Source organism: Paractinoplanes durhamensis, from assembly GCF_016862175.1.
GTDB classification, from domain to species: domain Bacteria; phylum Actinomycetota; class Actinomycetes; order Mycobacteriales; family Micromonosporaceae; genus Actinoplanes; species Actinoplanes durhamensis.
Genome location: NZ_BOML01000043.1, coordinates 176424 through 199866 on the forward strand (window position 1 = coordinate 176424; position 23443 = coordinate 199866).

The 23443-nt window shown below is 71.4% G+C and carries 25 protein-coding genes; 12 read left to right on the forward strand and 13 right to left on the reverse strand.

All coding sequences use genetic code 11. From position 1 onward, the window contains the following. The first annotated feature begins 5 nt into the window (after positions 1 to 5). The 6 genes from Adu01nite_RS27660 to Adu01nite_RS27685 all read left to right on the forward strand — a co-directional run bounded on the left by Adu01nite_RS27660 (position 6) and on the right by Adu01nite_RS27685 (position 5162). Entirely contained in the window at positions 6 to 665 is a 660-nt protein-coding gene (locus Adu01nite_RS27660; protein ID WP_203730786.1) for a hypothetical protein, read from the forward strand. Then, a complete protein-coding gene (locus Adu01nite_RS27665) occupies positions 662 to 1780 on the forward strand; it encodes a glycoside hydrolase family 88 protein (protein ID WP_203730788.1) in 1119 nt (372 codons plus the stop codon). Before Adu01nite_RS27660 ends, Adu01nite_RS27665 begins: the two co-directional genes overlap by 4 nt. 8 nt (positions 1781 to 1788) lie before the next feature. Further along, entirely contained in the window at positions 1789 to 2610 is an 822-nt protein-coding gene (gene iolB, locus Adu01nite_RS27670) for a 5-deoxy-glucuronate isomerase (protein ID WP_203730790.1), read from the forward strand. A gap of 2 nt (positions 2611 to 2612) precedes the next feature. Further along, positions 2613 to 3380, forward strand: a complete 768-nt coding sequence (kduD, locus tag Adu01nite_RS27675; RefSeq protein WP_203730792.1) for a 2-dehydro-3-deoxy-D-gluconate 5-dehydrogenase KduD — start codon at positions 2613 to 2615, stop codon at positions 3378 to 3380. 256 nt (positions 3381 to 3636) lie between these two features. Continuing rightward, positions 3637 to 4311 carry a FadR/GntR family transcriptional regulator gene (locus tag Adu01nite_RS27680; RefSeq protein WP_203730794.1) on the forward strand — a complete coding sequence of 225 codons (675 nt, stop codon included), beginning with the start codon at positions 3637 to 3639 and terminating at the stop codon, positions 4309 to 4311. A gap of 8 nt (positions 4312 to 4319) precedes the next feature. After that, positions 4320 to 5162, forward strand: coding sequence for an ABC transporter ATP-binding protein (locus Adu01nite_RS27685; RefSeq protein ID WP_203730796.1), 843 nt, complete (start codon positions 4320 to 4322; stop codon positions 5160 to 5162). On the opposite strand, the gene Adu01nite_RS27690 is transcribed toward Adu01nite_RS27685, so the two are convergent. Both Adu01nite_RS27690 and Adu01nite_RS27695 read right to left on the reverse strand, forming a co-directional pair. After that, on the reverse strand, positions 5123 to 5482 hold the full coding sequence (locus tag Adu01nite_RS27690; RefSeq protein WP_203730798.1) for a hypothetical protein: 360 nt from the start codon (positions 5480 to 5482) through the stop codon (positions 5123 to 5125). The two genes, Adu01nite_RS27685 and Adu01nite_RS27690, sit on opposite strands and share 40 nt — an antisense overlap. 19 nt (positions 5483 to 5501) lie before the next feature. Continuing rightward, positions 5502 to 6431: a helix-turn-helix transcriptional regulator gene (locus Adu01nite_RS27695; RefSeq protein ID WP_239132739.1), complete on the reverse strand. Its 930-nt coding sequence runs from the start codon at positions 6429 to 6431 to the stop codon at positions 5502 to 5504. A gap of 56 nt (positions 6432 to 6487) precedes the next feature. Between Adu01nite_RS27695 and Adu01nite_RS27700 the strand changes: the two genes are divergently transcribed. Further along, positions 6488 to 7078, forward strand: a complete 591-nt coding sequence (locus Adu01nite_RS27700) for a mycothiol transferase (protein ID WP_203730800.1) — start codon at positions 6488 to 6490, stop codon at positions 7076 to 7078. On the opposite strand, the gene Adu01nite_RS27705 is transcribed toward Adu01nite_RS27700, so the two are convergent. Further along, positions 7024 to 7881, reverse strand: a complete 858-nt coding sequence (locus tag Adu01nite_RS27705; RefSeq protein ID WP_203730802.1) for a hypothetical protein — start codon at positions 7879 to 7881, stop codon at positions 7024 to 7026. The genes Adu01nite_RS27700 and Adu01nite_RS27705 overlap by 55 nt on opposite strands. Positions 7882 to 8076: 195 nt before the next feature. Between Adu01nite_RS27705 and Adu01nite_RS27710 the strand changes: the two genes are divergently transcribed. The 3 genes from Adu01nite_RS27710 to Adu01nite_RS27720 all read left to right on the forward strand — a co-directional run bounded on the left by Adu01nite_RS27710 (position 8077) and on the right by Adu01nite_RS27720 (position 10920). Continuing rightward, on the forward strand, positions 8077 to 8667 hold the full coding sequence (locus tag Adu01nite_RS27710) for a phosphoesterase PA-phosphatase (protein ID WP_239132740.1): 591 nt from the start codon (positions 8077 to 8079) through the stop codon (positions 8665 to 8667). A gap of 23 nt (positions 8668 to 8690) precedes the next feature. Further along, positions 8691 to 10064, forward strand: a complete 1374-nt coding sequence (locus Adu01nite_RS27715) for an 8-oxoguanine deaminase (RefSeq protein WP_203730804.1) — start codon at positions 8691 to 8693, stop codon at positions 10062 to 10064. 115 nt (positions 10065 to 10179) lie between these two features. Further along, entirely contained in the window at positions 10180 to 10920 is a 741-nt protein-coding gene (locus Adu01nite_RS27720; RefSeq protein WP_203730806.1) for a hypothetical protein, read from the forward strand. Positions 10921 to 10928: 8 nt separating this feature from the next. Here Adu01nite_RS27720 and Adu01nite_RS27725 read toward each other — a convergent pair whose 3' ends face one another. The 9 genes from Adu01nite_RS27725 to Adu01nite_RS27765 all read right to left on the reverse strand — a co-directional run bounded on the left by Adu01nite_RS27725 (position 10929) and on the right by Adu01nite_RS27765 (position 21617). Further along, the gene (locus Adu01nite_RS27725) at positions 10929 to 11756 is read right to left on the reverse strand and encodes a carbohydrate ABC transporter permease (protein WP_203730808.1); all 828 of its coding nucleotides are present in this window, start codon (positions 11754 to 11756) and stop codon (positions 10929 to 10931) included. Then, a complete protein-coding gene (locus tag Adu01nite_RS27730; protein WP_203730810.1) occupies positions 11753 to 12670 on the reverse strand; it encodes a carbohydrate ABC transporter permease in 918 nt (305 codons plus the stop codon). The genes Adu01nite_RS27725 and Adu01nite_RS27730 overlap by 4 nt, the downstream gene beginning before the upstream one ends. A gap of 2 nt (positions 12671 to 12672) precedes the next feature. Next, a complete protein-coding gene (locus Adu01nite_RS27735) occupies positions 12673 to 13980 on the reverse strand; it encodes an ABC transporter substrate-binding protein (RefSeq protein WP_203730812.1) in 1308 nt (435 codons plus the stop codon). Continuing rightward, a complete protein-coding gene (locus tag Adu01nite_RS27740) occupies positions 13977 to 16022 on the reverse strand; it encodes a glycoside hydrolase family 36 protein (RefSeq protein WP_239132741.1) in 2046 nt (681 codons plus the stop codon). The genes Adu01nite_RS27735 and Adu01nite_RS27740 overlap by 4 nt, the downstream gene beginning before the upstream one ends. A gap of 24 nt (positions 16023 to 16046) precedes the next feature. Then, complete coding sequence (locus Adu01nite_RS27745) at positions 16047 to 18152, reverse strand: carbohydrate-binding protein (protein ID WP_239132742.1); 2106 nt, start codon at positions 18150 to 18152, stop codon at positions 16047 to 16049. Between the two features lie 159 nt (positions 18153 to 18311). After that, the gene (locus Adu01nite_RS27750) at positions 18312 to 19373 is read right to left on the reverse strand and encodes a LacI family DNA-binding transcriptional regulator (protein ID WP_203730816.1); all 1062 of its coding nucleotides are present in this window, start codon (positions 19371 to 19373) and stop codon (positions 18312 to 18314) included. A 98-nt stretch (positions 19374 to 19471) separates the two neighbouring features. Beyond that, positions 19472 to 19882, reverse strand: a complete 411-nt coding sequence (locus tag Adu01nite_RS27755; RefSeq protein ID WP_203730818.1) for a hypothetical protein — start codon at positions 19880 to 19882, stop codon at positions 19472 to 19474. 35 nt (positions 19883 to 19917) lie between these two features. Continuing rightward, on the reverse strand, positions 19918 to 20232 hold the full coding sequence (locus Adu01nite_RS27760; protein WP_203730820.1) for a hypothetical protein: 315 nt from the start codon (positions 20230 to 20232) through the stop codon (positions 19918 to 19920). Next, a complete protein-coding gene (locus tag Adu01nite_RS27765; RefSeq protein ID WP_203730822.1) occupies positions 20229 to 21617 on the reverse strand; it encodes an aminotransferase-like domain-containing protein in 1389 nt (462 codons plus the stop codon). The genes Adu01nite_RS27760 and Adu01nite_RS27765 overlap by 4 nt, the downstream gene beginning before the upstream one ends. A 46-nt stretch (positions 21618 to 21663) precedes the next feature. Here Adu01nite_RS27765 and Adu01nite_RS27770 point away from each other — a divergent pair, with 46 nt between their 5' ends. After that, the gene (locus Adu01nite_RS27770) at positions 21664 to 22530 is read left to right on the forward strand and encodes a DMT family transporter (protein WP_239132743.1); all 867 of its coding nucleotides are present in this window, start codon (positions 21664 to 21666) and stop codon (positions 22528 to 22530) included. On the opposite strand, the gene Adu01nite_RS27775 is transcribed toward Adu01nite_RS27770, so the two are convergent. Beyond that, positions 22520 to 23308, reverse strand: a complete 789-nt coding sequence (locus Adu01nite_RS27775) for an SDR family oxidoreductase (RefSeq protein WP_203730826.1) — start codon at positions 23306 to 23308, stop codon at positions 22520 to 22522. The genes Adu01nite_RS27770 and Adu01nite_RS27775 overlap by 11 nt on opposite strands. Between Adu01nite_RS27775 and Adu01nite_RS48550 the strand changes: the two genes are divergently transcribed. Then, complete coding sequence (locus tag Adu01nite_RS48550; RefSeq protein WP_275414701.1) at positions 23307 to 23432, forward strand: hypothetical protein; 126 nt, start codon at positions 23307 to 23309, stop codon at positions 23430 to 23432. The genes Adu01nite_RS27775 and Adu01nite_RS48550 overlap by 2 nt on opposite strands. Positions 23433 to 23443: the final 11 nt, after the last annotated feature.

The following is a 23443-nucleotide window of genomic DNA, read 5'->3' on the forward strand; positions in this document are numbered from 1 at the left end:
GCGCGATGTCCGCCCGCATCGGCCTGGCCTTCGACATCGCCTACGTGGGCCTGATGACCAACGTCCTTCTCATCCTGTCCTGCGCACCGCTGGTCGTGCTGCTGATGACCACCGACCCGGCCCGATCCTGGCCGCTGCTGGCGCTGTTCGCGCCGCTGGCCGGTCCCGGCCTGTGCGGTGCGTTCGCGGTGCTCGCCGCGTACTCGGCCGATCGCGACACCGCCGCGGCCCGGACCTTCGCGCGGGTGTGGCGGGCCTCGGCGCGCCGGGCCGCACCGCTCACCGCGGCCGCCACCGCCGTGGTCGTCGTGCTCGGCGTCGACCTGCGGTTCGTCTGGGGTCGCCAGGCCGGTGCGCTGGTCATCCCGATCCTGGTCGTCGCGATGATCCTGGTGGTCGCGACCGCGTTGCCGGCGCTGGTCGTGCTGTCCGAGCGGCCGGCCGTCCGGGTGCGGGACGCCTGCCGGGTCAGCCTCTACCTGGCCGTCCGGCACTGGTATCTGACGCTGTTCTCACTGGCCGTGCTCGGCCTGTTCGAGGCCCTGCTCTCCAGCCGGCCGGCGCTCGCGCTCGGCCTGGCCGCCGCCCCACTGCTCTACCTGGTGTGGGCCGGGAGCCGCTTTTCGCTCAATGCCGTACTGCCCGCTACGAGAGGAGCCGCATGACGGCGACCGACGTCCGTCCCAACGCCGAGGCCGTGGCCGCCGCCCTGCGCACCGTCGACGCGAACATCGCGGAGTTCGGCCTGCGCTATCCGGGTGACACCACCGACGGCGGCCGATATGCCGACCGCGGCGGGAACGTGGGCTGGACGACGAGTTTCTGGCCGGGCATGCTGTGGCTCGCCCACGAGCTGAGCGGGGACCCGTCGTATGCGCGGGCGGCCGCCGGGCACGTGCCCAGCTTCGCGTCCCGGATCGCGTCGCGGTCCGACGTGGACACCCACGACCTCGGCTTCCTCTACACGCTCTCCTGCGTGGTGCCGTGGCGGCTGGCCGGTGACACGGTCGCCCGGGACGCCGCGGTCGCCGCCGCCGACCATCTGCTGACCCGGGTGCTCGAACCGGCCGGGATCATCCAGGCGTGGGGCGACATGACCGACCCGCGGCAGCAGGGGCGCACCATCATCGACAGCCTGATGAACACGCCGCTGCTGTTCTGGGCGACCGAGGTGACCGGCGACCCGCGCTACGCCGACGTGGCCCGGCGGCACACCACCCAGCTGCGCGACCACATCCTGCGGCCGGACGGCACCACCTTCCACACCTACTACTGGGACCCGGTGACCGGAGAACCGCTGCGCGGCGAGACCGAGCAGGGCAGCTCCGACGAGTCGTGCTGGGCCCGCGGGCAGGCGTGGGGGATCTACGGATTCGCGCTCAATTACCGGCACACCGGCGATCCGACCCTGCGGGAAGCCGCCGAGCGCTGCGCCGAGCGGTTCCTCAGCCGGCTGCCCGCCGACGCGGTCGCCTACTGGGATCTCGTCTTCGGCGACGGGAGCGGTCAGGAGCGGGACAGCTCGGCGGCGGCGATCGCGGTCTGCGGGCTGCTCACCCTCGGCGGGGAGCGGTATCGGGCGGCGGCCGGGCGGATTCTCACGTCGCTGATCGACGGCTACTCGACGGCCGGCGAACCGGACTCCAACGCGCTGATCCTGCACGGCGTCTACGACAAACCCAAGGACGTGGGGGTGGACGAGGGCAATCTCTGGGGCGACTACTTCTACCTGGAGGCGCTCACGCGCATCACCCGTCCCGACTGGACCGACCCCTGGTGAGGAGACCCATGGACTACCAGTACCACTGCACGATCCCGTCGGCGTCCGGCGTGAACTCGTTGCCCTTCAATCCGTGCTCGCTGCTCGACTTCCAGCTCCTACGGCTGGGCGCCGGCGAATCGTGGTCGGGGGAGTCCGGTGACCGCGAGATCCTGGCCGTCGTGCTCGGCGGGTTCGCGTCGTTCACCGTCGGCGCCGCGTCCTTCACGGTCGGCGGGCGGCCCAACGTGTTCGGCGGGAAACCGCACTCGGTCTACATTCCGGCCGGGTCCTCCTACACGATTTCCGCGTCCTCCCCGGTGGAGATCGCGCTACCCAGTGCGCCCAGTGACCTGGCCACCGACCCCTACGTCATCGCGCCCGACCAGGTCGCCGCCGGCCGCTGGGGTGCCGCCAACTTCGGCCGGACCTATCACCAGATCCTCACCGAGATCGCCCAGCCCGAGCTGCCCGCGCGGCGACTGATCGTGGGGGAGACCTACACGCCCTCCGGGAACTGGAGCACCTTCCCGCCGCATCGGCACAAGTTCGACGAGTTGCCCGGCGAGGCCGCCCACGAGGAGATGTACTACTTCCGGGTGTCGCCCGGCGACGGCTTCGGGATCTCCCGGGTCTACACCGACGACGGGTACGAGGAGAACTACACCGCCCGCAACCACGCCGTCCAGATGATGCCGTCCGGCTACCACACGGTGGCCAGCGCGCCCGGCTACACCACGTACTACCTGTGGTTCCTGGCCGGCACCCAGCGCACCCAGGGTGCCTTCGAGGACGTCAACCTGTCGTGGGTGGGCCGCACCGTGCCGATGCTGCGCGACCTGGGCCACTGAGCATGATCCTGGACAGTTTCCGCCTGGACGGCCGGGTCGCCCTGGTCACCGGCGGCAACCGCGGACTCGGCCAGGGGTGCGCCATCGCCCTGGCCGAGGCGGGCGCCGACGTGGCCCTGCTGTGCCGCTCCGCCCCCGCCGACACGATGGCCGCGGTGGCCGCCCTCGGCCGCCGGGTCCTCTACCTGCCCGGCGACCTCGGCTCGGCGGACCCCGCCGAGCTGGCCGGCACCGTGCAGACCGTGCTCGACGAGTTCGGCCGCCTGGACATCCTGGTCAACAACGCCGGCATCATCCGCCGCGACGACGCGGTCGCGGTCACCGCCACCGACTGGAACGACGTCCTGACCGTCGACCTGACCGCGGTCTTCCACCTGTCCCAGGCGGCCGGCCGCGTCATGCTCGACACCCCCGGCGGCGGAAAGATCATCAACGTCGCGTCGATGCTGTCCTTCCAGGGCGGCATCCGGGTCCCGGCCTACGCGGCGGCGAAACACGCGGTGGTCGGCCTGACCAAGGCCCTGGCCAACGAGTGGGCCGCGCACGGCGTGAACGTCAACGCGGTCGCCCCCGGCTACATGGCCACCGACAACACGTCCGCGCTGCGCGCCGACCCGGCCCGCTCGACGGCCATCCTCGACCGCATCCCGGCCGGCCGCTGGGGCACGCCGGCCGACCTGGCCGGCGCGGTGGTGTTCCTGGCCTCGGACGCGGCCCGCTACATCCACGGCACGGTCCTGCCGGTGGACGGCGGCTGGCTGGCCCGCTGACCCGAGGTGACGGCCGCGGTCGGACAGGCCGGGTTGGCCGCCGAGCGCGGCCGCGCCGCTGGTTGTTGCGGGGTCGCCCCGGCCGTCGCGGCCCGACGGGGCGGGCGGGGCCGCTCAGCCGGGTGTGCGCGGCGGGTGCGGCGCTGGTGCGGTTGGGGGCTGGGACGCCGCGTACCCATATTTGATGTGCAGATGTCTGACATCTGCACTAGGGTGGGGGACTGATCGGGGTTGGCGGTAGCCGGAGGTGAGTGGCATGCGTGCGCCGGTTCGGCAGATTCCGCTGGTCACGCAGGTTTCTGAGGGCTTTCGGGAGCTGATCGCGTCGGGGCGGTGGGCGGTCGGGCAGAAGATTCCGGGGGAGCATGAGCTGGCCGCCGAGCTGGATGTCAGCCGGGCTACCGTGCGTGAGGCGCTGCGTGGGCTGAGCGTGACCGGGCTGCTGGAGGCTCGCATCGGTGACGGCACCTATGTGCGTGCCACCAACGAGATCACCGGGGTGCTGGTGCGGGACGACCTGTCCGCTCTTGAGCATGTGCTCGATGCTCGGGCCGGTCTTGAGGCGGCCGCTGCCCGGCTCGCGGCGCAGCATGCCACCCCGGCGGCGCTGGCCGACCTCGCGGCGAGTTTCGAGGCCCGGAAGCTGGCGCACGACGCCGGGGACCGCGCGGGCTATTCGCATGCCGATGGCCTGTTCCATCGCGCGGTGATCCATGCCGGCGGCAACCCGCTGCTCATCCGGCTGCACGCCGCCGTCGCCGAGCTGATCGAGGAATCCATCGAGCAGACCGCCGTGCTGCCGGAGGATCCCGAGGTCGGCGCCGCCCACGCGCGGCTCCTCCACGCCATCCAGGAGCGGCAGCCGGACGCCGCCGCCGGTGCCGCCTATGCGTTGAGCGCCTCGGTGAAGTCCGCGGCTGTTCCCGAGTGAGGTTCCCCTTGACGGCAGTTCTTGATCTGGCCGATGTCACCTTTCGCCGGGACGGTAAGGAGATCCTGCACGGGGTGTCCCTCACCGTCGCTCGCGGTGAGCACTGGGTGATGCTCGGGCCCAACGGTGCCGGCAAGAGCACCATCCTCGGGTTCTGCGGCGCGGTGACCCATCCGACCAGCGGTAGCGTGCACGTCCTCGGTCAGCAGCTCGGCCGGGTGGAGCTGCAAGCCCTGCGCCGGCAGATCGGGCACGTCAACCCGCGCCACCCGCTGCGCTCGCCGCTGACCGTCCTCGACATCGTGCTGACCGGCATCACCGGCACCGTCGAGACCCCGATGCGCTGGCAGCCCGGCCGCGACGAGCTCGACCGCGCCCACCACCTGATCGACCTGCTCGGCCTCGGCGACCGGGCCGGCGACATCTGGCCCACCCTCTCCCAGGGCGAGCGCGGCCGGGCCCTGATCGCCCGCGCGCTGATCCCCGACCCGGAGCTGCTCCTGCTCGACGAACCGTCGACCGGCCTCGACGTCGCCGCCCGCGAACAGCTCCTCGACACCATCGACCTGCTGACCCACACCCACCCCGGCCTGACCTCGATCCTGGTCACCCACCACCTCGAGGAACTCCCGGAGACCACCACCCACGCCATGCTGATCGCCGACGGCCGGATCTCCGCCGCCGGCCCGGTCGGCACGGTGCTGACCAGCGAGAACGTAACGGCGGCGTTCGCCCATCCGATCGAGGTCGAGCACCGCGACGGCCGCTGGATAGCCCGCACGGCCAAGCGGCGATCCGCCGTTCTCGCTGGTCAGGCGTCGAACAGCGGCCATCCGTCGACCTCGGATTGACCGGGCGCGTCGGCCTGCCATCCGCCGGCGATCGCCGCGTCGAGCAACGCCCGGACCACGCCCGGTTCGTTGAGATTCAGGGTTCGGCCATCGGCGTGCATCACCAAGCCGCCGTGCATCAGGAACCCGTCCGCGGCGAGGTGGCCGTCGCGAGACCTGAAGATCAACAAGAGCTGGCCCTTGGCGCCTTCCCGGCGGACCCGCACGATCTCACGGCAATCCACCCAGCGCTTCCCGTCGCCCGCCCCGTGGGCGTGCCCGACGGACCAGGCGAACCGATCCGGCCCGACCACCAGAAACCGCGGACCACGACGCGTCACCGGTCCAGCCTACGAACGATCAATCCGTGGCGGCCAGCAGGCGGTGGGCGATCCGGCGGGCTGCTGCCTTCAGCTCCGGGCTTCCGGTGATCGTGAAGGGAACCGGGACGGCGGCCAGCTGCTCGGCGTACCACCTGGGGTTGCTCGTCGTGCCGGTCAGCCGGCAGCGGTTCTCGCCGGCCGGGGTCAAGCGGCCCAGGCTCGGCGGGACGCGCGGTGCCGCCTCGGCGTGCGGTGCGTCGATCAGGACGTCGGTCGCGAACTCCCAGCCGGTGGCGAGATGCTCCTCCAGCTCCTTGACCGGGTCCAGATCGGCCGGTGGTTCGAAGGTCTCGGGTCCCGGTTCGACGTGCAGGACCCGGTCGACGCGGTAGGCGCGGCGACCGTTGGGGGTGCCGCACAACAGGTACCAGCGGCCGTGGCGGATCACCACCGCCCACGGGTCGGCCGGCAGGTCCCGCTCGGTTCCCGACTCGGTGCGGTAGCGCAGCGTCGTCCGGTGCCGCTGCTCGCAGGCCGCGACCAGGGCGGCCGTGATGGCCGGGTCGGGGCGGGCGGCGGCGCGGTCGGGGGCGGGGGCGGCTTTTTGGCGTACGGCGGCGGCCTGCGCGGCCACCGGCTCCGGCAGCGCTCGCATGATCTTGCCGAGGGCCGCGCCGGCCGGGCCCTCGGCGGCGTCGTGGTGGCCGTCCAGGACCGCCATCACCAGGCCCAGAGCCTCGCCGGCGGTGAACATCAGCGGCGGCAGGCGCAGGCCGCGGCCGATGCGGTAACCGCCGTAGGGGCCGCGGGACGACTCGATCGGGATGCCGGCCTCGCGTAGGAAACCGACGTAGCGGCGGGCGGCGCGCTCCGACACATCGAGCTTTGCGGCCAGGCGGTCGGCGGTGATGCCGGGGTTGCTCTGGACGAGGTCGAGGGTCTGCAGGGCGCGGGCGGTGGGGTTCACGATTCGCTCCCGGTTCCGGACGCCGAACGTCCGGAACCGAGCCTAACCTGGGCGCCATGACCGACGACATCGCGTTCCACGAGCCGTCGCTGACCGCCGGCGAGCAGGAGATGCTGTTGTTCGCGCTGGTGCGGTCGCGGGCCACGTTCGCCTGGAAGACCGGCGGGCTCGACGCCGCCGCCCTCGGCCGGGCGCATCCGCCGTCGGCGATGACGCTCGGCGGGCTGGTCAAGCACCTGGCCATGGTGGAGGAGCGGTACACGATCGACTTCAGCGGCCGGCCGCCCGGGCCGCCGCTGTCCGACGCCGACCGGGACGATCCGGCCTGGGTCTGGCGGACCGCGGCCGACGACTCACCCGAGGTCCTCTACGGCCTGTGGCGGGACGCGGTGGCCCGGTCCCGGGCGGCGATGGCGGCGGCGCTGGCCGACGGAGGGCTGGACCAGCCGGCGAAGTTCACCGCCGACGGCGACGGGAACCGGCCCAACCTGCGGCGCATCGTCGTCGACCTGCACGACGAGTACGCCCGGCACACCGGCCACGCCGACCTCTTCCGCGAGGCGATCGACGGAAGGGTAGGCGAAGACCCTCCTCAGAACGTCTCGGCGACCAGTGCCGACACCGCGCCGGAGATCGCCACGTCGTAGCGGTTCTTCGCGGTCTTGTAGTCGGGGGAGCTGAGCGTGCCCGGCTTCACCTCGCCCTGCGTCTTGCCATCGACCGTCGCCGACTTGGCGCCGGACGTCAGTTTCAGGCGAACCGCGGTGCCCGTTTTACGGCGTACGCTCAATTCGCCGATCGTGCCCGCCACCGACAGACGCACCGTGCCGGTCGGGGGTGGCAGTTGCAGCACCGCGTGCGCGGTGCCGCCGGCCAGCGTGATCGCCTTCGCCCCGCCCGCCTGCATGTCGACGTTCTGCTCGCTGGTGCCGCCGGTCAGCTTCAGCGTCCACGCCACCTTCGCGTTGAGCTGGATCTCCGCGCCGATCGTGCCCGCCTCTCCGGTCTTGGTCAGATCGACCTTGGCGGCGGCCTTGGTGTCCGTCAGCTTCGGCACCGCACTGCGGTCGATCGTCGCGATGTCGAACAGCTTGTCGCCCAGATCCGCGCTGCGCACATGCAGCACCGTCGCCGACGTCGCGGCGACTTCGAGGGTACGGGTCTTGATCGTCCCGAGCGGCGCGGTCAGCCGGTGCGCCTCGTCCGGCCAGGCCGGCGCGGTGCTCGGCAGCGACTGGATCACGTCGGCCGGCGCCGGGGTCTGCGCGTTGGCGGTGGACCGGTAGGTCGGCTCGAACGCCACCGTCTGCCCCAGCACCACCCCGATGGTCAGCGCGACCAGCACGGCCGTGAACGCCCACAGCCGCCACGGCTTGCGCGGCTTCTCCTGATAGACGATGACCGCCCGCGCGACCACCACCGGCGGCGGCTGCCGCGGAATGGTCGGCATCGACTGGGTAGGCTCACTGACCGCCTCGAACCAGTTCCGTTCATCCCTGTTGCCCGCGTTACCGGACACCGCGGCACCTCCACTCGCCGTGCGTGTCTGCCACGGTTCACCAGTGATACGCATCGCAGCCCATGTCGGATCGAAGATCTTCATTTCAACACGAGAAGCGCTCCCATGGAAGGCAGGATGTGATCGGTGCGTAACACCAGAGACACCTTGGCACGCGGCCTGACCGAGGTTTTCGCCCCCGCGGTGCTGGCCGCCGTGCTGCCGCTGATCGTCGGCGCGCAGGCCGCGTCGTCGGTGGGCGCCGGGTTGCTGTGGGGCCTGCTGGCCAGCACGTTCTGCGCCATCATCCCGTACGCGATGATCCTGCACGGGGTGCGTCGCGGGCGCCTGGGAGACCGGCACATCGGGGTGCGGGAGCAGCGATTGCGCCCGATGTTGTTCGGCTTGGCGTCGGTAACGATCGGGGTGGCTCTGCTCCTTTTGTTACATGCCCCGCGAGAGCTGACGGCGCTGATCGTGGCGTCCCTGGCCGGCGGCGTGGTGGCCACCGCCATCAACCACTTCTGGAAGTCGAGCGTCCACGCGGGGGTGGCCGCGGCAACGACCGTGGTGCTGACCATGGTGTTCGGGCCGTGGATGCTGCTCACCAGCGTGATCACCGCCGGCGTCGCCTGGTCCCGGGTTCACCTGAAGGACCACACCGTCGCCCAGGTGGTGGTCGGTGCGATCATCGGCGCGGTGGTGGCCGGCGTGGTCTTCGGAGTCCTGCGCTCGTAACGAGCGAGTGCGACATTAGCCGTATGGATCAACACGCTGACCTGCTCGTCCGCAACGCCCTGCTGGTCGCCACGGCCGACCCCGCAGGCCGGGAGATCCCGGGTGGCTGGGTTGCCGTCACCGGTGGGCTGATCAGCGGGGTGGGCGGGTCGACGGATGTGCCGCCGCAGGCGACCCGGGTGCTCGACGCCGGTGGCTGCCTTGTCACGCCGGGGCTGGTCAACACGCATCACCACATCTATCAGAACCTGACCCGCTCCTATCGGCCGGTCGTCAACGGGACGCTCTTCGAGTGGCTCACCGGGCTCTACCCGCTGTGGAGCCGGCTCGATGAGGAAGCCTCCTACCTCTCCGCCTGGGTCGGGCTCGCCGAGCTGGCCCTCGGCGGCTGCACGACCACCACCGACCACCTCTATGTCGCGCCGAAGAACGGTGGGGATCTCTGGTCGGCGGAGATCACCGCCGCCCGGGAGCTCGGCATGCGCTTTCACCCGACGCGCGGCTCGATGAGCGTCTCGCGCAAGGACGGTGGGCTGCCGCCCGACGAAGTGGTCCAGGACGAGGACGAGATCCTCGCCGACTGCGAGCGCCTGGTTAACCAGCATCACGACCCGGGCTGGGGTGCCATGGTGCGGGTCGCGATCGCGCCCTGTTCGCCGTTCAGCGTCAGCCCTGACCTCATGACGCGGGCCGCCGAGCTCGCCGAGCGCCTCGACGTCCGCCTGCACACCCACCTGGCCGAGGACCCGGACGAGGACACCTACTGCCTGGAGCGCTTCGGTCGCCGGCCGATCGAGCAGTTCGAGGAGGTGGGCTGGCTGACCGGGCGGTCCTGGGTGGCGCACTGCATCTACCCGAGCCAGGGCGAGATCGAGCGGCTCGGGGCGGCCGGCGTCGGCGTCGCGCACTGCCCGAGCTCCAACATGCTGATCGGCGGTGGCGGGTTCGCCCCGGTGCGGGAATTCCGGGCCGCCGGGGTGCCGGTCGGGCTGGGCTGCGACGGGTCGGCGTCCACCGACTCGGCGTCGCTGTGGCTAGAGGCCCGCACCGCCCTGCTGCTCGGCCGGCAGCGGCTCGGCCCGACCGGGATGACCGCCCGCGAGGTCCTGGACATCGCCACCCGCGGCGGTGCCGCCTGCCTCGGCCGGCAGGGGGAGCTCGGCGAACTGACCGTGGGTGCGGCCGGCGACCTGGTCTGCTGGCCGCTGGAAGGCGTCGCGTACGCCGGGGCCCGCACCGATCCGATCGAGGCGTGGCTGCGCTGCGGCCCCAGCGCGGCCCGGCACACGGTCGTCGCGGGCCGGCCGGTGGTCGAGAACGGACACCTGGTCGCGGACAACACCGAGGACATCCTCGCCCGGCACGCCCGTGCCGCCGCCCGCATCCAGGGTTGGTAGCCACCGGCACCGGGAACAGCCGTGCGGTGCCACCGGAAACCCGGCGCGGCTCGACGACATCGGACATGATGCCCACATCGAATCACGGAGGATGACGATGGTGAATGGTCGCCGAGTGGCGAGCGGTTTTGTCGGGGGAGTGGCGGCGCTGATCGTCGCCGGTTGTTCGGGCACCGAGCCGGACCGGCCGGCGGCGGACGTGACCTCGGCACCCTCCCCGACGTCCGCCGAGTCGCCATCGGTGGCGCCGACCTCGGCCGGGCCCGCCAAGGCGATCCCGGCCGGCATCCCCGACAGTGCCTTCCTGCAGGAGTCCGACGCTCCCGAGAAGGCCAAGGAGAAGCCCAACCGACTGGATTCGGACGGTAATGCGCTGCCGGCTTTCTGCAAGGCCGGCTACGAACAGAAGGACCAGGTCGGGGTACGCGGGACCGAGCTGCTCCTGATCGCGAGCAAGGATGCGACCGAGGGTTCGACCCCGAAGGCCGCCGTCTACGAGAACGTGATCGTCTACAAGGGCGCCGGCGCGACCGAGTTCATGACGGACCTGCGCGCGGCGGTGCGCGGCTGCGCGTCGCAGAAGGAGGACAACGGCGTGACCGCTAAGAACTTCCTGCGCGGCTCGATCGGGGCCGGCGACGACTCGGAGCTGATCGAGCGGACCCGCCCGGCCACCGACGACGCCGGCGAGCCGATCGACAACCAGGTCAACCAGGTGTTCTGGGCGGCGGTCCGGCAGGGCGACACGATCGCGTTCGTGAGCAACGGCGGCTGGGAGTCCGGTTCGGCGGAGAAGTCCGACACGGTCACCCTGGCCACCCGCGCCGCGACCCGAGTGAAGGCCTGGCGCGGGTAGCAACGGGGTCATTTCACGGCACCTCCGGTGATGCCGGAGATGATCTTTCGCTGGGCGACGGCGAAGACCACCACCAGCGGAAGGCTCATCAGGATCACGTACGCGAAGATCAGGTGCCAGTTGTTCAGGTAGAGGCCGGCGCTGGCCACCCGGAACAGGTTGAGCGGCAGGGTGTCGAGCCGGCCGCCGACCACGAAGAACGCGTAGAACACGTCGTTCCACACGTACAGGCAGATCAGGATCGTGGCGGTGGCCAGCACCGGCCGCAGCAGCGGCAGCACGATCCGGCGGAACACCAGCATCGGGCCGGCGCCGTCGATCTGCGCGGCCTCCTCCAGCGACTCGGGGATGGTGCGGACGAACCCGGTCACGAAGAAGATCACCGTGGACAGGTAGATGCCGAGGTAGACGCAGATCATCCCGATGGCGGTGCCGGCCAGGCCGAGCTGCCGCAGCAGCAGCACGACGGTGACCACGGCCGGCGGCAGGATGATGCCGCTGATGCCGACCGCGTAGAGCACCGCCATCAGCCGCGAGGTGCGCCGGGCGAGCACCCAGGCCGCCATCGAGCCGAGCAGCAGCACCAGCACGACGGTCGGCGCGACGATCAGCATGCTGCCCAGGAACGCGGCCGGCACGTCCGCGTCCACCCAGACCTGCCGCACGTTGTCGAGCAGGTGCCAGTGCGTCGGCAGGGAGAAGTTCGGGTTGATCGCCTCACCCTGCGACTTGCCGGCGGTGACGATCACCAGCCACAACGGTGCGCCGATCAGCCCGACGACCAGGAGCAGAGCGGCGAACGGTTGCAGCCGCCGCCACAGCGGGTGGTCGCTCATAAGATCTCCTCCCGCTTCCGGAGCAGGTAGATGACCGGGAACGCCAAGAGAGCCACCAGCAGGAACAGCACCAGGCTCATGGTGGTGGCCTGCGCGAACAGGCCCTGCCCGAACGTCCGGTAGATGAAGATGTTGAGGATCTCGGTCGTGCGGGCCGGCCCGCCGCCGGTGGTGGCCTGCACGATGTCGAAGCCGTTCATCGAGCCGAGCAGCGCGGTCGCCACCGTGAACGTGACCGCCGGAGCGAGCAACGGCGCCCGGATCGTCCAGAACGTGCGCCACCGGGACGCGCCGTCGATCCGGGCCGCCTCCATCACGTCCTCCGGCACGGTCTTCAGCCCGGCCAGGTAGATCAGCATGGACAACCCCATCCACTTCCACGCGTGGATCAGCGCGACCACCACCAGCGTCCAGGTGGTGTCGCCGAGCCACGCGTACCCGATCCCGAAGACGCCGTTGAGCGCGCCGGCCGGCTTGAGCAGCGCCTGGAAGATGTAGCCGACGGCGAGCGCCGACATCAGCACCGGCACCAGGAAGAACGTCCGGGCGATCCGGTTGACCAGGGTGTCGCGTTCGAGCAGAACGGCCAGGCCGAAACCGAAGACATTCTGGAAGACCGCGACGAGTACGGCGTAGATCAGGGTGATCCGCAGCGACCGGAACAGCGTGCCGTCCGATGCCAGCGACGTGAAGTTGTCGAAGCCGACCGGGTTGATGGCGCTCTTGAAGCCGGACCAGTCGGTGAACGCGTACACGAAGTTGAACAGTGTCGGCAGCACGAAGAAGACGACCAGCAGGGCGTACGCCGGAAGCAGGAACCACATCGGATGCGTACGCCGCCGGATGACGCGTGGGGCCGGGGCGGGCGCGGCGGAAGCGCGCGCCCGCACCGGCAGTTCGGCAGTGGTCGGCATCCCTAGAACCCTGCCGCCCCGGCGGCCTTGGCGAGCTGGGCGAACTGGTCCTGGGTGGCCTTCGCGACCTGCTCCGGGGTCATCGTCCCGGCGATCATGTCGGCGAGGTTGAGGTAGAGATCCGGGTTGGCGACGGCGAGGGCCTGCATCGACCCCACCGAGGCGGGCAGCGCCGCGTGCACGTCCTGCAGCGCCTTGGGCACGCCGGCCGGGCTGGGCACCGCGGTCTCCAGCGACACCGTGTTGCGGTCGGCCACGAAGTCGGCGTAGCCGGGGCCCATCCAGTAGGCGAGCAGCTGCCGGGCGGCGGCTTCCCGCTTGGCGTCGCCGGTCTTGAAGGCGACCAGCGCGTTCGACTGGTCGGGGATGAACGTGCCCACGTTGCCGGACGGCGCGATCGGGAAGAAGCCGATCTTCTTGTCCAGGGTGGCCGTGTCCGCCTTCGCCTGCAGCTGCCCGAAGAAGGAGTTGACCTGCACCACCATCGCGGCCTTGCCGTTCAGCAGCGCCGCGCCCTGGTCCTCGAACTTGGCCGTCTTGATGTCGGTGTTGAACAGGCCCTCACCGATCAGCGCCTGGTACTTCTTGATGGTGTCGAGCACGGCCGGGTCGGTGAACTTCTCCTTGCCGGTGTTGACCCTGTCCCACAGGCCGTTCTTGGCCGCGTCGGCCAGCTGCACCTGCACCCACCACTGGGTGGCCCACCGGTCGCCGCCCATCTCGTAGAACGGCGTCACGCCCTTGGCCTTCAGCTGCCGGGCCAGGGTGATCATCTCGTCGAAGTTCTTCGGGGTGGCCGTGATGCCGTTGGCCGCGAAGACCTCCTTGTTGTAGTAGACGCCCTCCACCGCCGGGCTGGTGATCAGCGCCGCATACCGGGTCTTGTCGAGGATGCCGGTGATGTCGCGCAGGTCGGGTGCCAGCTTGTCCAGCCACGGCGCGCCGGTGAGCGGCTGCAGGTTGGACTTCGCGTTCAGCGCGGTCAGCATCGACGCGGTCGGCTGCCAGAACGCGATGTCCGGCTTGTCGCCGGTGGCGACCTTGGTCTGGATGCCCTGCTCGTACGGGTCGGGGATGGTGACGACCTGGACGGTGGCGCCGGTCGCCTTCTGGAAACCGTCGATCACCTTGGTGGGCACGGTGTTGCTGTTCTGCGCCGCCCAGATGGTCAGCTTCACGCCGTCCAGCTTGGTGTCGGGCGCGGGCCAGGCGGTGTCACCGGACGCGGCGGGGGTGTCGCCGGCTCCGGGGTCGCTGCAGGCGGTCAGGGCGAGGAGGGCGATAACGGCGGCACCGATTATTCGTTTCATCGTGATCCTTCGGTCGGGGTGATCCGGAACAGGCGCGCGGCGTACGGTTCGTCGCCGGCCGCGGTGACGGTGAGGGTTCCGCCGGCGGCGTCCCACGCATGGGTCCAGGCCGGCAGATGCAGGGGAAACAGCACGTCCAGCTCGATCGGGCGGCCGCGCAGGTGGTCGAGGTGCAGGGTGGTCGTGGCGGCACCGTCGCGGCGCCACAGCGCCAGGTAGGTGACGCCGGGCGCGTTCAGCGCGAGGCTCAGCCAGGCGTCGTCCCAGCCCGGCAAACCGTGCGGCCAGGCGGGTGCGGCCTGCGCGAGGTCCGATCGGATCTTCCGGTACGCCGTGACGGCGTCCCGCACGTTCCGCTGCTGCCGCTCGCTCATGCCGTCGACCCGGCCGGACAGGTAGAGCCGCCCCATCAGGCCGGTGACCAGCGTGAACGCGGCCTCCTCGGCGCTCATCTCCGGTTGCGGGTAGGCCCAGCTGGCCGCCTGCTCGGGCAGGACGGACAGCGGCGCGGCCACCGCGATCGGCGGGTAGCGCCGCCAGTCCTGCTGGTCGCTGGTGGACTGCAGCTGCATCCGGGCGAGCAGCGCGTAGTCGGCCCGCATCCCGCCGGACGCGCAGTTTTCCAGGATCAGCTCCGGATGCCGGTCGAGCACCCGGTCGAGCCAGTCGAGGTGGGCCCGGTTGTGCCCGAGCAGCCCGGCGCCGACGCTGCCATTCCCCAGGCCGGCGGCGCCGAGGTCGGTGCCCGCCCCCGGGTCGATGTTGTAGTCGAGCTTGACATAGCCGACGCCGAGCTGGTCGACGAGCCGGTCGACCACCTCGTCGAGGTGCGCCACCGCCGCCGGATGCCGCAGGTCGAGGTGGTACCGGCCGTGCTCGACCAGCCGCACCCCGCCGCGCTGCAGGAACGCCTCGGGCGGCAACTTGTCCTGCATCGGGCTGCGCACCCCGATCACCTCGGGTTCGAGCCACAGCCCCGGCACCATGCCGCGGTCGCGGATGCGGGCGACGACCTCCTCGAGGCCGCCCGGGAACCGGGTCTGCGACGGCTGCCACTCGCCGACGCTGTCCCACCAGGCGGTGTCGTTGTCATACCAACCGGCGTCCACGCAGAACACCTCCGCGCCGGCCGCGGCCGCCGCGTCGATGAGCGGCCGCAGCTTCGCCGTGGTCGGGTCGCCCATCAGCGTGTTCATGTAGTCGTTGAACACCACCGGCAGCGTCCGGTCGGCGGGGTGCGGCCGCCGCAGGGCCCGCCGGTGCGCGGTCATCGCCGCCACCGCCGCGTCGAAGCCGTCGCCGGACATCGCGACCGACACCGGCACGGTGGTGAACGACTCGCCGGGCTCGAGCCGCTGCTGCCACTGGTGGTCGAGATCGGTCGGCCCGAGCAGCGCCAGGTAGGCGCCGCCGAGCCGTTCGCCGGTCTCCCACCGCCACGGTCCGTTGTGCTCGATCTGCCACAGCCAGGCCGCTCCGGAGTCGCGGTCGACCAGCGCCCCGGCCGGCAGGTGGGTGCCGGTCGACCAGGTGCCGGTGCCGACCTGCGCGACCCGCCCCCGGCCGTCCTGCCCGTGCAGCGGCAGGCTCAGGTCGGGGACGAGGTCGTCGCGCAGCCGCCGCCTGGTCCAGCGGCCCTCGCCGATCCACTCGCTGTCGCCGGCCAGCAGGTCGAGCGCGGCCACCGGGGGGAGGCCGAGGGCCAGGGAGGTGACGCCGAGCAGCAGGATCGGCTCGGCGCCGTCGTTGGTGACGGTCGTGCGGACCTGGCACGCGGCCACCCCGCCGGCCGAGCGGAAGCTGACCCGGCTGCGCAGCCCGGTCTGCTCGTCGCGCTGGTCGACGTGCACCCCGTCGCGGTCCGCCGAGGTGCCGGCGACCCGCATGCCGGCGCCGATGGCGGTGCGCACGTTGCGCTGGGACACGTGCGCCCGCCCGAACCCGGCGGCGAGAACCTCGACGATGGGTTGCCCCGAGATCGCCGCCGGGCCGTCGTCGGGCAGGTCGATGACCAGACCCCAGTCCAGGGAAGTGGACCTCACGATGTTGCTCCTGTTTCCGATCGATCAGCCGACGGGTGCGGCGATCTGGATCCGGTCGATGTTCGGTGCGTAGCCGGTCGAGGCGTTGCCGAAGGTGATCGTGTTGGCGCCGGCCGCCAGGTCGACGTCGACGACCGTGGTCCAGTAGTTGGACCAGCCGAGCGTGTTGCGGAAGAACACCTTCTTCGCGGTGCCGCCGTTGACGCTGATCTCCGCGTACCGGTCGACGATGTTGCTGTTGTAGTTGGTGGCGCCGTCGCCGAGCTCGCCGTTGGCGTAGCCGACCACCATCCGGTAACGCCCGGCGGCCGCCGCGCTCACGCCGTTGAAGCGCAGCGTGTTGGCGCTCCCGGCGCCGATCCAGCCGACGTACTTACCACCGGTGGCGGCGGTGTCGCTGACCACCGCGGCGGCACCGCCGAGCGTGTTGCTCGCCGCCTCCGCCTCGTAGGCCGTGACCGTCCCGCTGGTGGCGGCCACGTCCAGGTAGTCGAGGTTGACGGCGTCGCGGTCGTCGGTGGCGTACGCGTTGTACTCCACCCGGCTGATCCCGGCCGGCAGGTAGACCTTGGTGGTGGCGGTCTTCCAGGTGTTCCAGTCGGCGGTGCCGGGCAGCGCCACGGTGGTCAGGTCGGCGCCGTTGAGCCGCACCCGCAGCGAGCGGTCGGTGGGTGCGCCGGTGTAGGGACCGGCCGAATACCGCAGGCTCAGGTTGTAGTAGCCGTCGGACGGCGCGGACACCACGAACTTCGTCGAGGCGGTGCTGCTGGCTCCGTACCCCTCGGTGAAGTAGGTGCCGGCGTAGCCGGTGTTCGTCCCGTAGGTGACCTTCGCGGTGCCGCCGAGGGCGGCATATTCCGCCTCGTAGCGGTTGGCCGCCGCGGTGCTGGTGTCGGTGTTGGGGGTGACGATGATCTGGTACGCCGACTGGCCCTTGAGGCCGGTCAACGGCACGGTGACCTGCCCGCTCGACGCGGTGAAGTCACCCTCCTTGACCACGTAGGGCGCGGCCGAGGCGGCCAGCCCGGTGTTGTCGATGCCCCAGACGGTCGCGTGCACGGTCGTGCCCAGGTAGGACGGGACGCCCTTGACCACGACGTTGGTGTCGTAGGTGCCGGACGCCGGGTTGTTGCCCCCGAAGATCACCCGGGCCTGCTTCCTGTTCGCGTCGAGTGCCGCGAGGCCCTGCAGCGACCCGCCGGCCGACGGGGGAGTGACCGCCACCGTGTTGCCGGTCAGCTCGCCGTACCACTTGTAGAGCCACCACGCGCCGGTTGCCTGGTTGTTGTGGGTGACCAGGTCGTTGAGGCCGCCCGCGGTGGTCCAGTAGGCGAGGCAGCCGTCCACCTTGCTCGCCTCGAACTTGGCCACGAACTGCACCAGGTTGCCGGGCACGCCGAGGTCGCCGGAGGAGCGGCCGTACTCGTTGATGGTGATCGGCCGGGCGCTGATGCCGACGGCGGTCTCGATGGCGCGGTAGTCGTTGTAGTGGTCCTGCCAGCTCGAGTAGAAGTCGTTGCCGAGCTCGTGCCAGGTCATCACGTCGGGCAGCACGCTGTTGGCCTTGGCGTACGTCAAGAAGGTCTTCAGGTCGGCCGAGCGGTAGCTCGCGAAGTTGGGGCCGGCGATCCGCGCGGTCGCGTCGATCGAGCGGATCTTCTGGAACACCGTCTTCCAGTCGGCCAGCAGGCCGGTCAGATTCCCCGAATACCAGATGCCGTCGGGCTCGTTGAACGGCACGTAGACGTACGAGCTCCGATAAGGATCGGCGACGATCTTGCGGGTCATCGTGTCGACCTTGGCCAGGTAGTCGGTGATGCCGGCGTTGTCATACGGCCACTGCTTGTAGACGTCCTGCATGTAGACCTGGATGTCGCGGCCGCCGGCCCGCTTGAACATCGGCGCGATCTTCAGCGCGTCGCCGTTCGGGTGCTGCAGGCCGTCGGGGGCCTTCTGCGCGGTGACCTGCGGCTTGAGCGCGGCCAGCATGGTCTCGTTGGGGATGCCCTCGTCGCCGAGGCCGTAGAGGAAGCCGGTGGCGCCGTAGCGCAGCGCGCCGGTGCCGGTGGCCAGGTCGACCGTGAGCTGCGACGCGGCTGCCTGCGCCGGGGCTGTGGCCATTGTGCTCATCAGCACCACCGTCGTGATCACGGCAAGCTGTCTCGATCTCATCAGCGCGCCTCTCCATCAATGACTCTGAAATCAATGATCGTGAATGTGACCGGTCACATCATCGGCCATGAGTGTGACCGGTCACACGACTCGGAGAAAAGGGCCGTTACGAGTTTGTTACCGACGTGTGGCGGGCGGCGGTGCCGTGGACTCCCGCACGATGAGCCGCGGAGCCTCCAGCCCGGGGATGCCCAGCCCGGGGATGCCCAGCCAGCGGATGTCGGGCTCGCCGGTGAGGCGGTGCTCGTCGGCCAGCGCGGAGACGCACGCCCGGCCGAGCGCCACGAAATCCATCCGTACCGTGGTCAGCGCCGGCGTCCAGTAGGCGGCGCCGGGCACGTCGTCGAACCCGACGATGCTCACGTCGCCCGGCACGTCCCGGCCCGCTTCGTACAGGGCACGGCGTACGGCCAACGCGGTGTCGTCGTTTCCGCACAGGATCGCGGTGACGTCATCATCGGTCGCCAGCTGCTGCCCGGCCAGGTAGGCGGAGTGCGAGTCCCAGCCCGCCCCGATCACGTCCGGCACCGGGGCGCCGGCCTCGGCGAGGGCCTCCCGCCAGCCCACCTGCCGGGCGGCGAACGGCGCCTCGGACGGGATCGCCACATGGTGGACGGTGCGGTGCCCCAGCGACAGCAGATGCCGGGTCGCGTCGGCGGCCGCCTGGCGTTCGTCCAGGAAGATCATCCGATGATCGGAACCGGGCAGGCCGCCCGCCTCGGTCGCCGCCACCACCGGTACGTCGTCGGGCAGCAGCCGCAGCACGCCGGTGCCGGCCGGGTCGAACGCGACCACCACCACGCTGCCCGCGGTCGGGTCGCTGACGTAGTCGACCGCGTGCCGCACGTCCGCCGCCGAATCCGACTCGACGACGCGGATGCCCACGGCCAGCCCCAGCAGCCGCCCCGCCTCCTCGACGCCCTGCAGGAGACTCGCGTACCCGTAAAGGGTCGTGTTGGCGGTGACCACGGTGACCGCCCGGGCCCGGCCCAGGCCCAGCGCCCGCGCGGCCCGGTTCGGACGGTACTGCAGGCGCTCCATCACCTCGACGACCAGTTGCCGGGTCTCCGGCCGCACGTTCGGCGAATCGTTGATCACCCGCGAGACGGTCTGATAGCTGACGCCGGCCGCGGCCGCGACGTCCCGGATCCGCGGCGGCACGGTCCGCTGCTCCCGCATCACGCCACCGTCCGGCTCGCCCTGTCGGCCATGACCCCAGCCTAGTCATGCTGCCCGGGGCATCACGGGGGTGCCGACGAGGGTCGTTCTGCGGCGGATCAGGAGCGATGTTCACCGGGTTTCTGCCGGACGCCGAAAGCCTGGGAGGCGGGAAGCTGGGCGGCCCGGATGTCGGACGCCCACTGTTGAACGGTCGCGTCGGCCGCCTCCCGGCCGTCGACCCGCAGGCGCCGGAACCGCTCGTCGCCGGGGCTGTTCAGCATGTACGCCACCACCGTCCAGCGGCCGGTGACCATCCGCACCGGCCAGACGACCAGGGTCGCGAGCAGCGCGGCGAGCCACGTCCCCAGCCACCACGCCAGCACCGGAATCGCGACGAAGAGCGTGAACGGGTCCTGCGCGAATTGCAGCGCCCCCAGCACGTGAGCACCGGGAAGCCACGCCAGCCGGCGACGGCCGACCCGCCACCGCACCCAGTCACCCGACTCCAGCCGGGACAGCACCACCACACCCCCATGGTGACCAGCAATGTCAATCGATGGGGTCAGCGCGGGTCGGCGGTGTTCCAGGCGTAGTCGAACCGGTCCGGCGTCAGCTCCCACTCCCGGAGCACGGCCAGCAGTTGCGTCTCGTCGGCCGCGCGGGCCCGGCGGACGAGAACCTCGCCGATGTCGTAGTCGAAACCGTCGATCATCGCGGCGTCGTACTCCCGATGGGCGACCGTGAAACCGGGGGAGTCGCCGCGATCGGGGGTGATGTCGACGAAGGCCCGCCGGCCGGGGCCGGACCCGGGCACCTCGACCGCCAGCCGCCGCCCGACCCGGAGCGCGTTCCGCAGCTCGGTGGGCCAGGAGCTCATGGCAGGCTCCGGGCCAGGCGCCGGACCGCTTCGTCCATCCGGTCGGGTGGGGACGCGGCGTAGGTCAGGCGCAGGTGTGGGGCCGGTGGCTCGGCCGGGAACCATGGCCGGCCGGGGAAGACGATCACGCCCTCGGCGGCGGCCGCGGCGGCCACCGCCAGGTCGTCGGTGCCGTCCGGCAGGCGTGGCCACAGGTGCAGGCCGCCGCGCGGGATCGCCGCCGGGACCAGGTCGGGCAGGTGGCGGGTCAGGGCGGTCAGCAACGCCTCGCGGCGCGCGCGCAGGGCGGTGCGCAGGTGCCGCAGGTGGCGGGACCAGGCGGGCGCGGTCACGAACTCCAGGGTGGCCTGCTGCAGCGGCCCGGCCACGAAGAAGTCGTCGAGGAGCCGGGCGGCGCGCAGCCGGGCACCGGCCGGCCCGCGGGCGCCGATCGCGGCGATGCGCAGCCCGGGCGCCGCCGATTTGGTGAGCGAGCGCAGGTAGATGACGTGCCCGTCGGGATCGTCGGCGGCGAGCGGCGGCGGTGCGTCCCCGTCGATGGTCAGGTCGCGCGCATAGTCGTCCTCGAGCAGGAACGCCCCAGCCGCGCGGACCGCCGAAGCCACCGCCTTCCGGCGATGCAACCCGAGGGTGGCCCCGCTGGGATTGGCATGCAGCGGCTGACAATAGAAGAGCCTTGCTGATGTACGGCGGAAAGCCGCGGCCAACTGATCGGGAAGTACGCCGTCGGCGTCGGCCGGAACCGGAACGATGCGCAGGCCGGCCGCGCGCGCGGCGGCCATCGCCCCGAGATAGGTGGGCGACTCGACCAGCAGCGTGTCCCCGGGTGAGGTGAGCGCGCGCAGCGCCGAGGAGAGGGCGGCCTGCCCGCCGGGGCAGATGACCAGGTCGTCGGCGCGCAGCCCGGTGCCGGACTGCTGAGCGAACCACGCCCGCAGGTCGGCTCGCCCTTCGACCGGCCCGCGCTGCCAGGTGGCCGGCTGCCGCGCCGCCCGGGCAAGGGCGGCACCGAGCGCGGCGGCCGGTTGAAGGTCAGCGTCGAGGTAGCCCCCGGAAAGCGGAATGGCCCCGGCCGGCGGTAACGCCAGTAGCGCCGCCATGTCGGCATCCCCGGCCGGAGCGGCCCCGAGCGCAACCGTCTGCCAGGAGAGATCGGGCGCGACCGGCACCGCAGCCCGGGCGGCCACGAACGTCCCCTGCCCCGGCCGGGTCTCGATGACCCCTTGAGCTGCCAGTTGCCGGACCGCCTCGGCCACGGTGACCGGGGAGGCCTGGTGCCGGGCGGTCAACTCGCGCACCGAGGGCAGCCGCGTGCCGGGCGCGGCCGCCGTCGCCAGCCGCCGGAGATCTTGGATAACGCGGCCGGCTGCGTTACCGTCATTCATGAGAACCAAGAGTAGCGCTACCGCCCCCACGAGAGTAACGGAAGCGGTGACAGCGGGCCTCGCCCTCGGCGCCCTGGGCGTGCTCGCCTTCAGCATGTCGCTGCCCGCCACCCGGGTCGCCGTCCAGCAGCTCGACCCCTGGTTCGTGGCGTTCGGCCGGGCGGTCGGCGCGGCCGCGCTGGCCTGGATCTACCTGACCGGCACCGGCGCCACCCGGCCCACGAGCACCCAGTGGCGGCGACTGGCCGTGGTCGCGCTCGGCGTGGTGGTCGGCTTCCCGCTCTTCACCTCGCTCGCCCTGACCGGCGCGACCGCCGCCCACGGCGCGGTCGTGGTGACCGTCCTGCCGGCGATGACCGCGATCTTCGCGGTGGTCCGGGCCGGTGAGCGCCCGCCGCCGCTGTTCTGGATCGCCGGCGGCGCGGGCCTGCTCGTCGTCCTGACCTTCCTGATCGCGACCGGCACGGTGCACGGCGGCCTGTCGGCCGACGACCTCTACCTGCTGCTGGCCGTGGTCCTCTGCGGATTGGGGTACGCCGAGGGCGGCGCGCTCGCCCGTGAGCTGGGCGGCGCCCGTACCATCTGCTGGGCCTTGATCGTCGCCCTGCCCGTCACCGTGCCGATCACCGTGCTCGCCGCCTGGTCGCACCCGCCGCAGGCGGACCTGAGCGCGTGGGCCGCCTTCGGCTACCTGACCGTGATCTCCATGTTCCTGGGCTTCTTCGCCTGGTACGCGGGCCTGGCGAGGGGCGGCATCGCCAAGGTCGGCCAGATCCAGCTGGCCCAGCCGATCCTGACCCTGATCTGGTCGGCCCTGCTGCTCGGCGAGGCGGTGACCCCACTGTCGATCGGCGTGGCGGTGGTGGTCCTGGCGTGTGTGGTGCTGATCCAGCGGGCCCGGGTCAGCGGCTGAGGTCGTGCCGGCGGTGGGTGAGCTTCTCGGCGAGCGCGGCCGGCGCGATCCGGCGCAGCGCGAACACCAGCGGCGCGTTGCTGCCCACGGCGTACCGCTGCTTGGGCTTCTCCGCCTCGATGGCTTTGACGATCTCCGCGGCCACCCGTTCGGCGGAGATGCCGGCCTTCTCGTTGCGGTCGAGGGCGGCGAGCATCTTCTCGAACTCGGGGCGGTGCGGCGAGTCGGCGGCGAGGTATTCGGTGCGGCGCTCGCTGATGCCGGTGTTGATCGAACCGGGTTCGACCGTGGTCAGCCAGACGCCGTAGGGCGAGTATTCGTGCCGGGCGCCGTTGGCGAAGCCCTTGAGGGCTGCCTTGGTGGCCACGTAGGACGATCGGTAGGCGAGCGGGAACGACGCCAGCATCGAGCCGATCATCACCACCCGGCCGTAGCCGCGCTCGCGCATCCCGGGCAGCGCCAGCTGGGCGAGCCGCACCGGCCCGAGCACGTTGACCTGGAAGAGCCGCCGCAACGCATCGGTCGGCAGCTCCTCGAACGGCCCGGACTGACTCTCGCCGGCGTTGTTGACCAGGATGTCCACGCCGCCGAGAAGCTCGCCCAGCGCCTCGACCGAGTCGTCGTCGGCCAGATCGAGCTGGACCATCTCGACGCCGTCCGCGGCGGTGCCCGGCTTGCGGCTCGTGCCCAGCACCCGGTAGCCGCGCGCGGCCAGCAACGAAGCCGTCGCTCTGCCGATGCCCGACGATGCCCCGGTGACCAGCGCGGTGCGTTTCATGAAGGCACCCTATCCAGGACTGGTCGATCTCGATCGGCTCGACGCCGTGTTCGGCGCGCTCTCGCACCGGACCAGGCGGGCCATCCTGGTCACCCTGATGGCCCACGGCGGGTCGCAGACATGACCGAGCTCCTG

Bases quoted from the DNA above. Each gene is read 5' to 3' on its own strand.
- Adu01nite_RS27760 (WP_203730820.1), bottom strand. From the start codon at position 20,232: ATGAGCTCCTGGCCCACCGAGCTGCGGAACGCGCTCCGGGTCGGGCGG.
- Adu01nite_RS27730 (WP_203730810.1), bottom strand. From the start codon at position 12,670: ATGCCGACCACTGCCGAACTGCCGGTGCGGGCGCGCGCTTCCGCCGCG.
- Adu01nite_RS27750 (WP_203730816.1), bottom strand. From the start codon at position 19,373: ATGCGGGAGCAGCGGACCGTGCCGCCGCGGATCCGGGACGTCGCGGCC.
- Adu01nite_RS27745 (WP_239132742.1), bottom strand. From the start codon at position 18,152: ATGAGCACAATGGCCACAGCCCCGGCGCAGGCAGCCGCGTCGCAGCTC.
- Adu01nite_RS27775 (WP_203730826.1), bottom strand. From the start codon at position 23,308: ATGAAACGCACCGCGCTGGTCACCGGGGCATCGTCGGGCATCGGCAGA.
- Adu01nite_RS27680 (WP_203730794.1), top strand. From the start codon at position 3,637: ATGCGTGCGCCGGTTCGGCAGATTCCGCTGGTCACGCAGGTTTCTGAG.
- Adu01nite_RS27735 (WP_203730812.1), bottom strand. From the start codon at position 13,980: ATGAAACGAATAATCGGTGCCGCCGTTATCGCCCTCCTCGCCCTGACC.
- Adu01nite_RS27725 (WP_203730808.1), bottom strand. From the start codon at position 11,756: ATGAGCGACCACCCGCTGTGGCGGCGGCTGCAACCGTTCGCCGCTCTG.
- Adu01nite_RS48550 (WP_275414701.1), top strand. From the start codon at position 23,307: ATGAAGGCACCCTATCCAGGACTGGTCGATCTCGATCGGCTCGACGCC.
- Adu01nite_RS27715 (WP_203730804.1), top strand. From the start codon at position 8,691: ATGGATCAACACGCTGACCTGCTCGTCCGCAACGCCCTGCTGGTCGCC.
- Adu01nite_RS27700 (WP_203730800.1), top strand. From the start codon at position 6,488: ATGACCGACGACATCGCGTTCCACGAGCCGTCGCTGACCGCCGGCGAG.
- Adu01nite_RS27660 (WP_203730786.1), top strand. From the start codon at position 6: ATGTCCGCCCGCATCGGCCTGGCCTTCGACATCGCCTACGTGGGCCTG.
- Adu01nite_RS27765 (WP_203730822.1), bottom strand. From the start codon at position 21,617: ATGAATGACGGTAACGCAGCCGGCCGCGTTATCCAAGATCTCCGGCGG.
- Adu01nite_RS27665 (WP_203730788.1), top strand. From the start codon at position 662: ATGACGGCGACCGACGTCCGTCCCAACGCCGAGGCCGTGGCCGCCGCC.
- iolB (WP_203730790.1), top strand. From the start codon at position 1,789: ATGGACTACCAGTACCACTGCACGATCCCGTCGGCGTCCGGCGTGAAC.
- Adu01nite_RS27705 (WP_203730802.1), bottom strand. From the start codon at position 7,881: ATGCCGACCATTCCGCGGCAGCCGCCGCCGGTGGTGGTCGCGCGGGCG.
- kduD (WP_203730792.1), top strand. From the start codon at position 2,613: ATGATCCTGGACAGTTTCCGCCTGGACGGCCGGGTCGCCCTGGTCACC.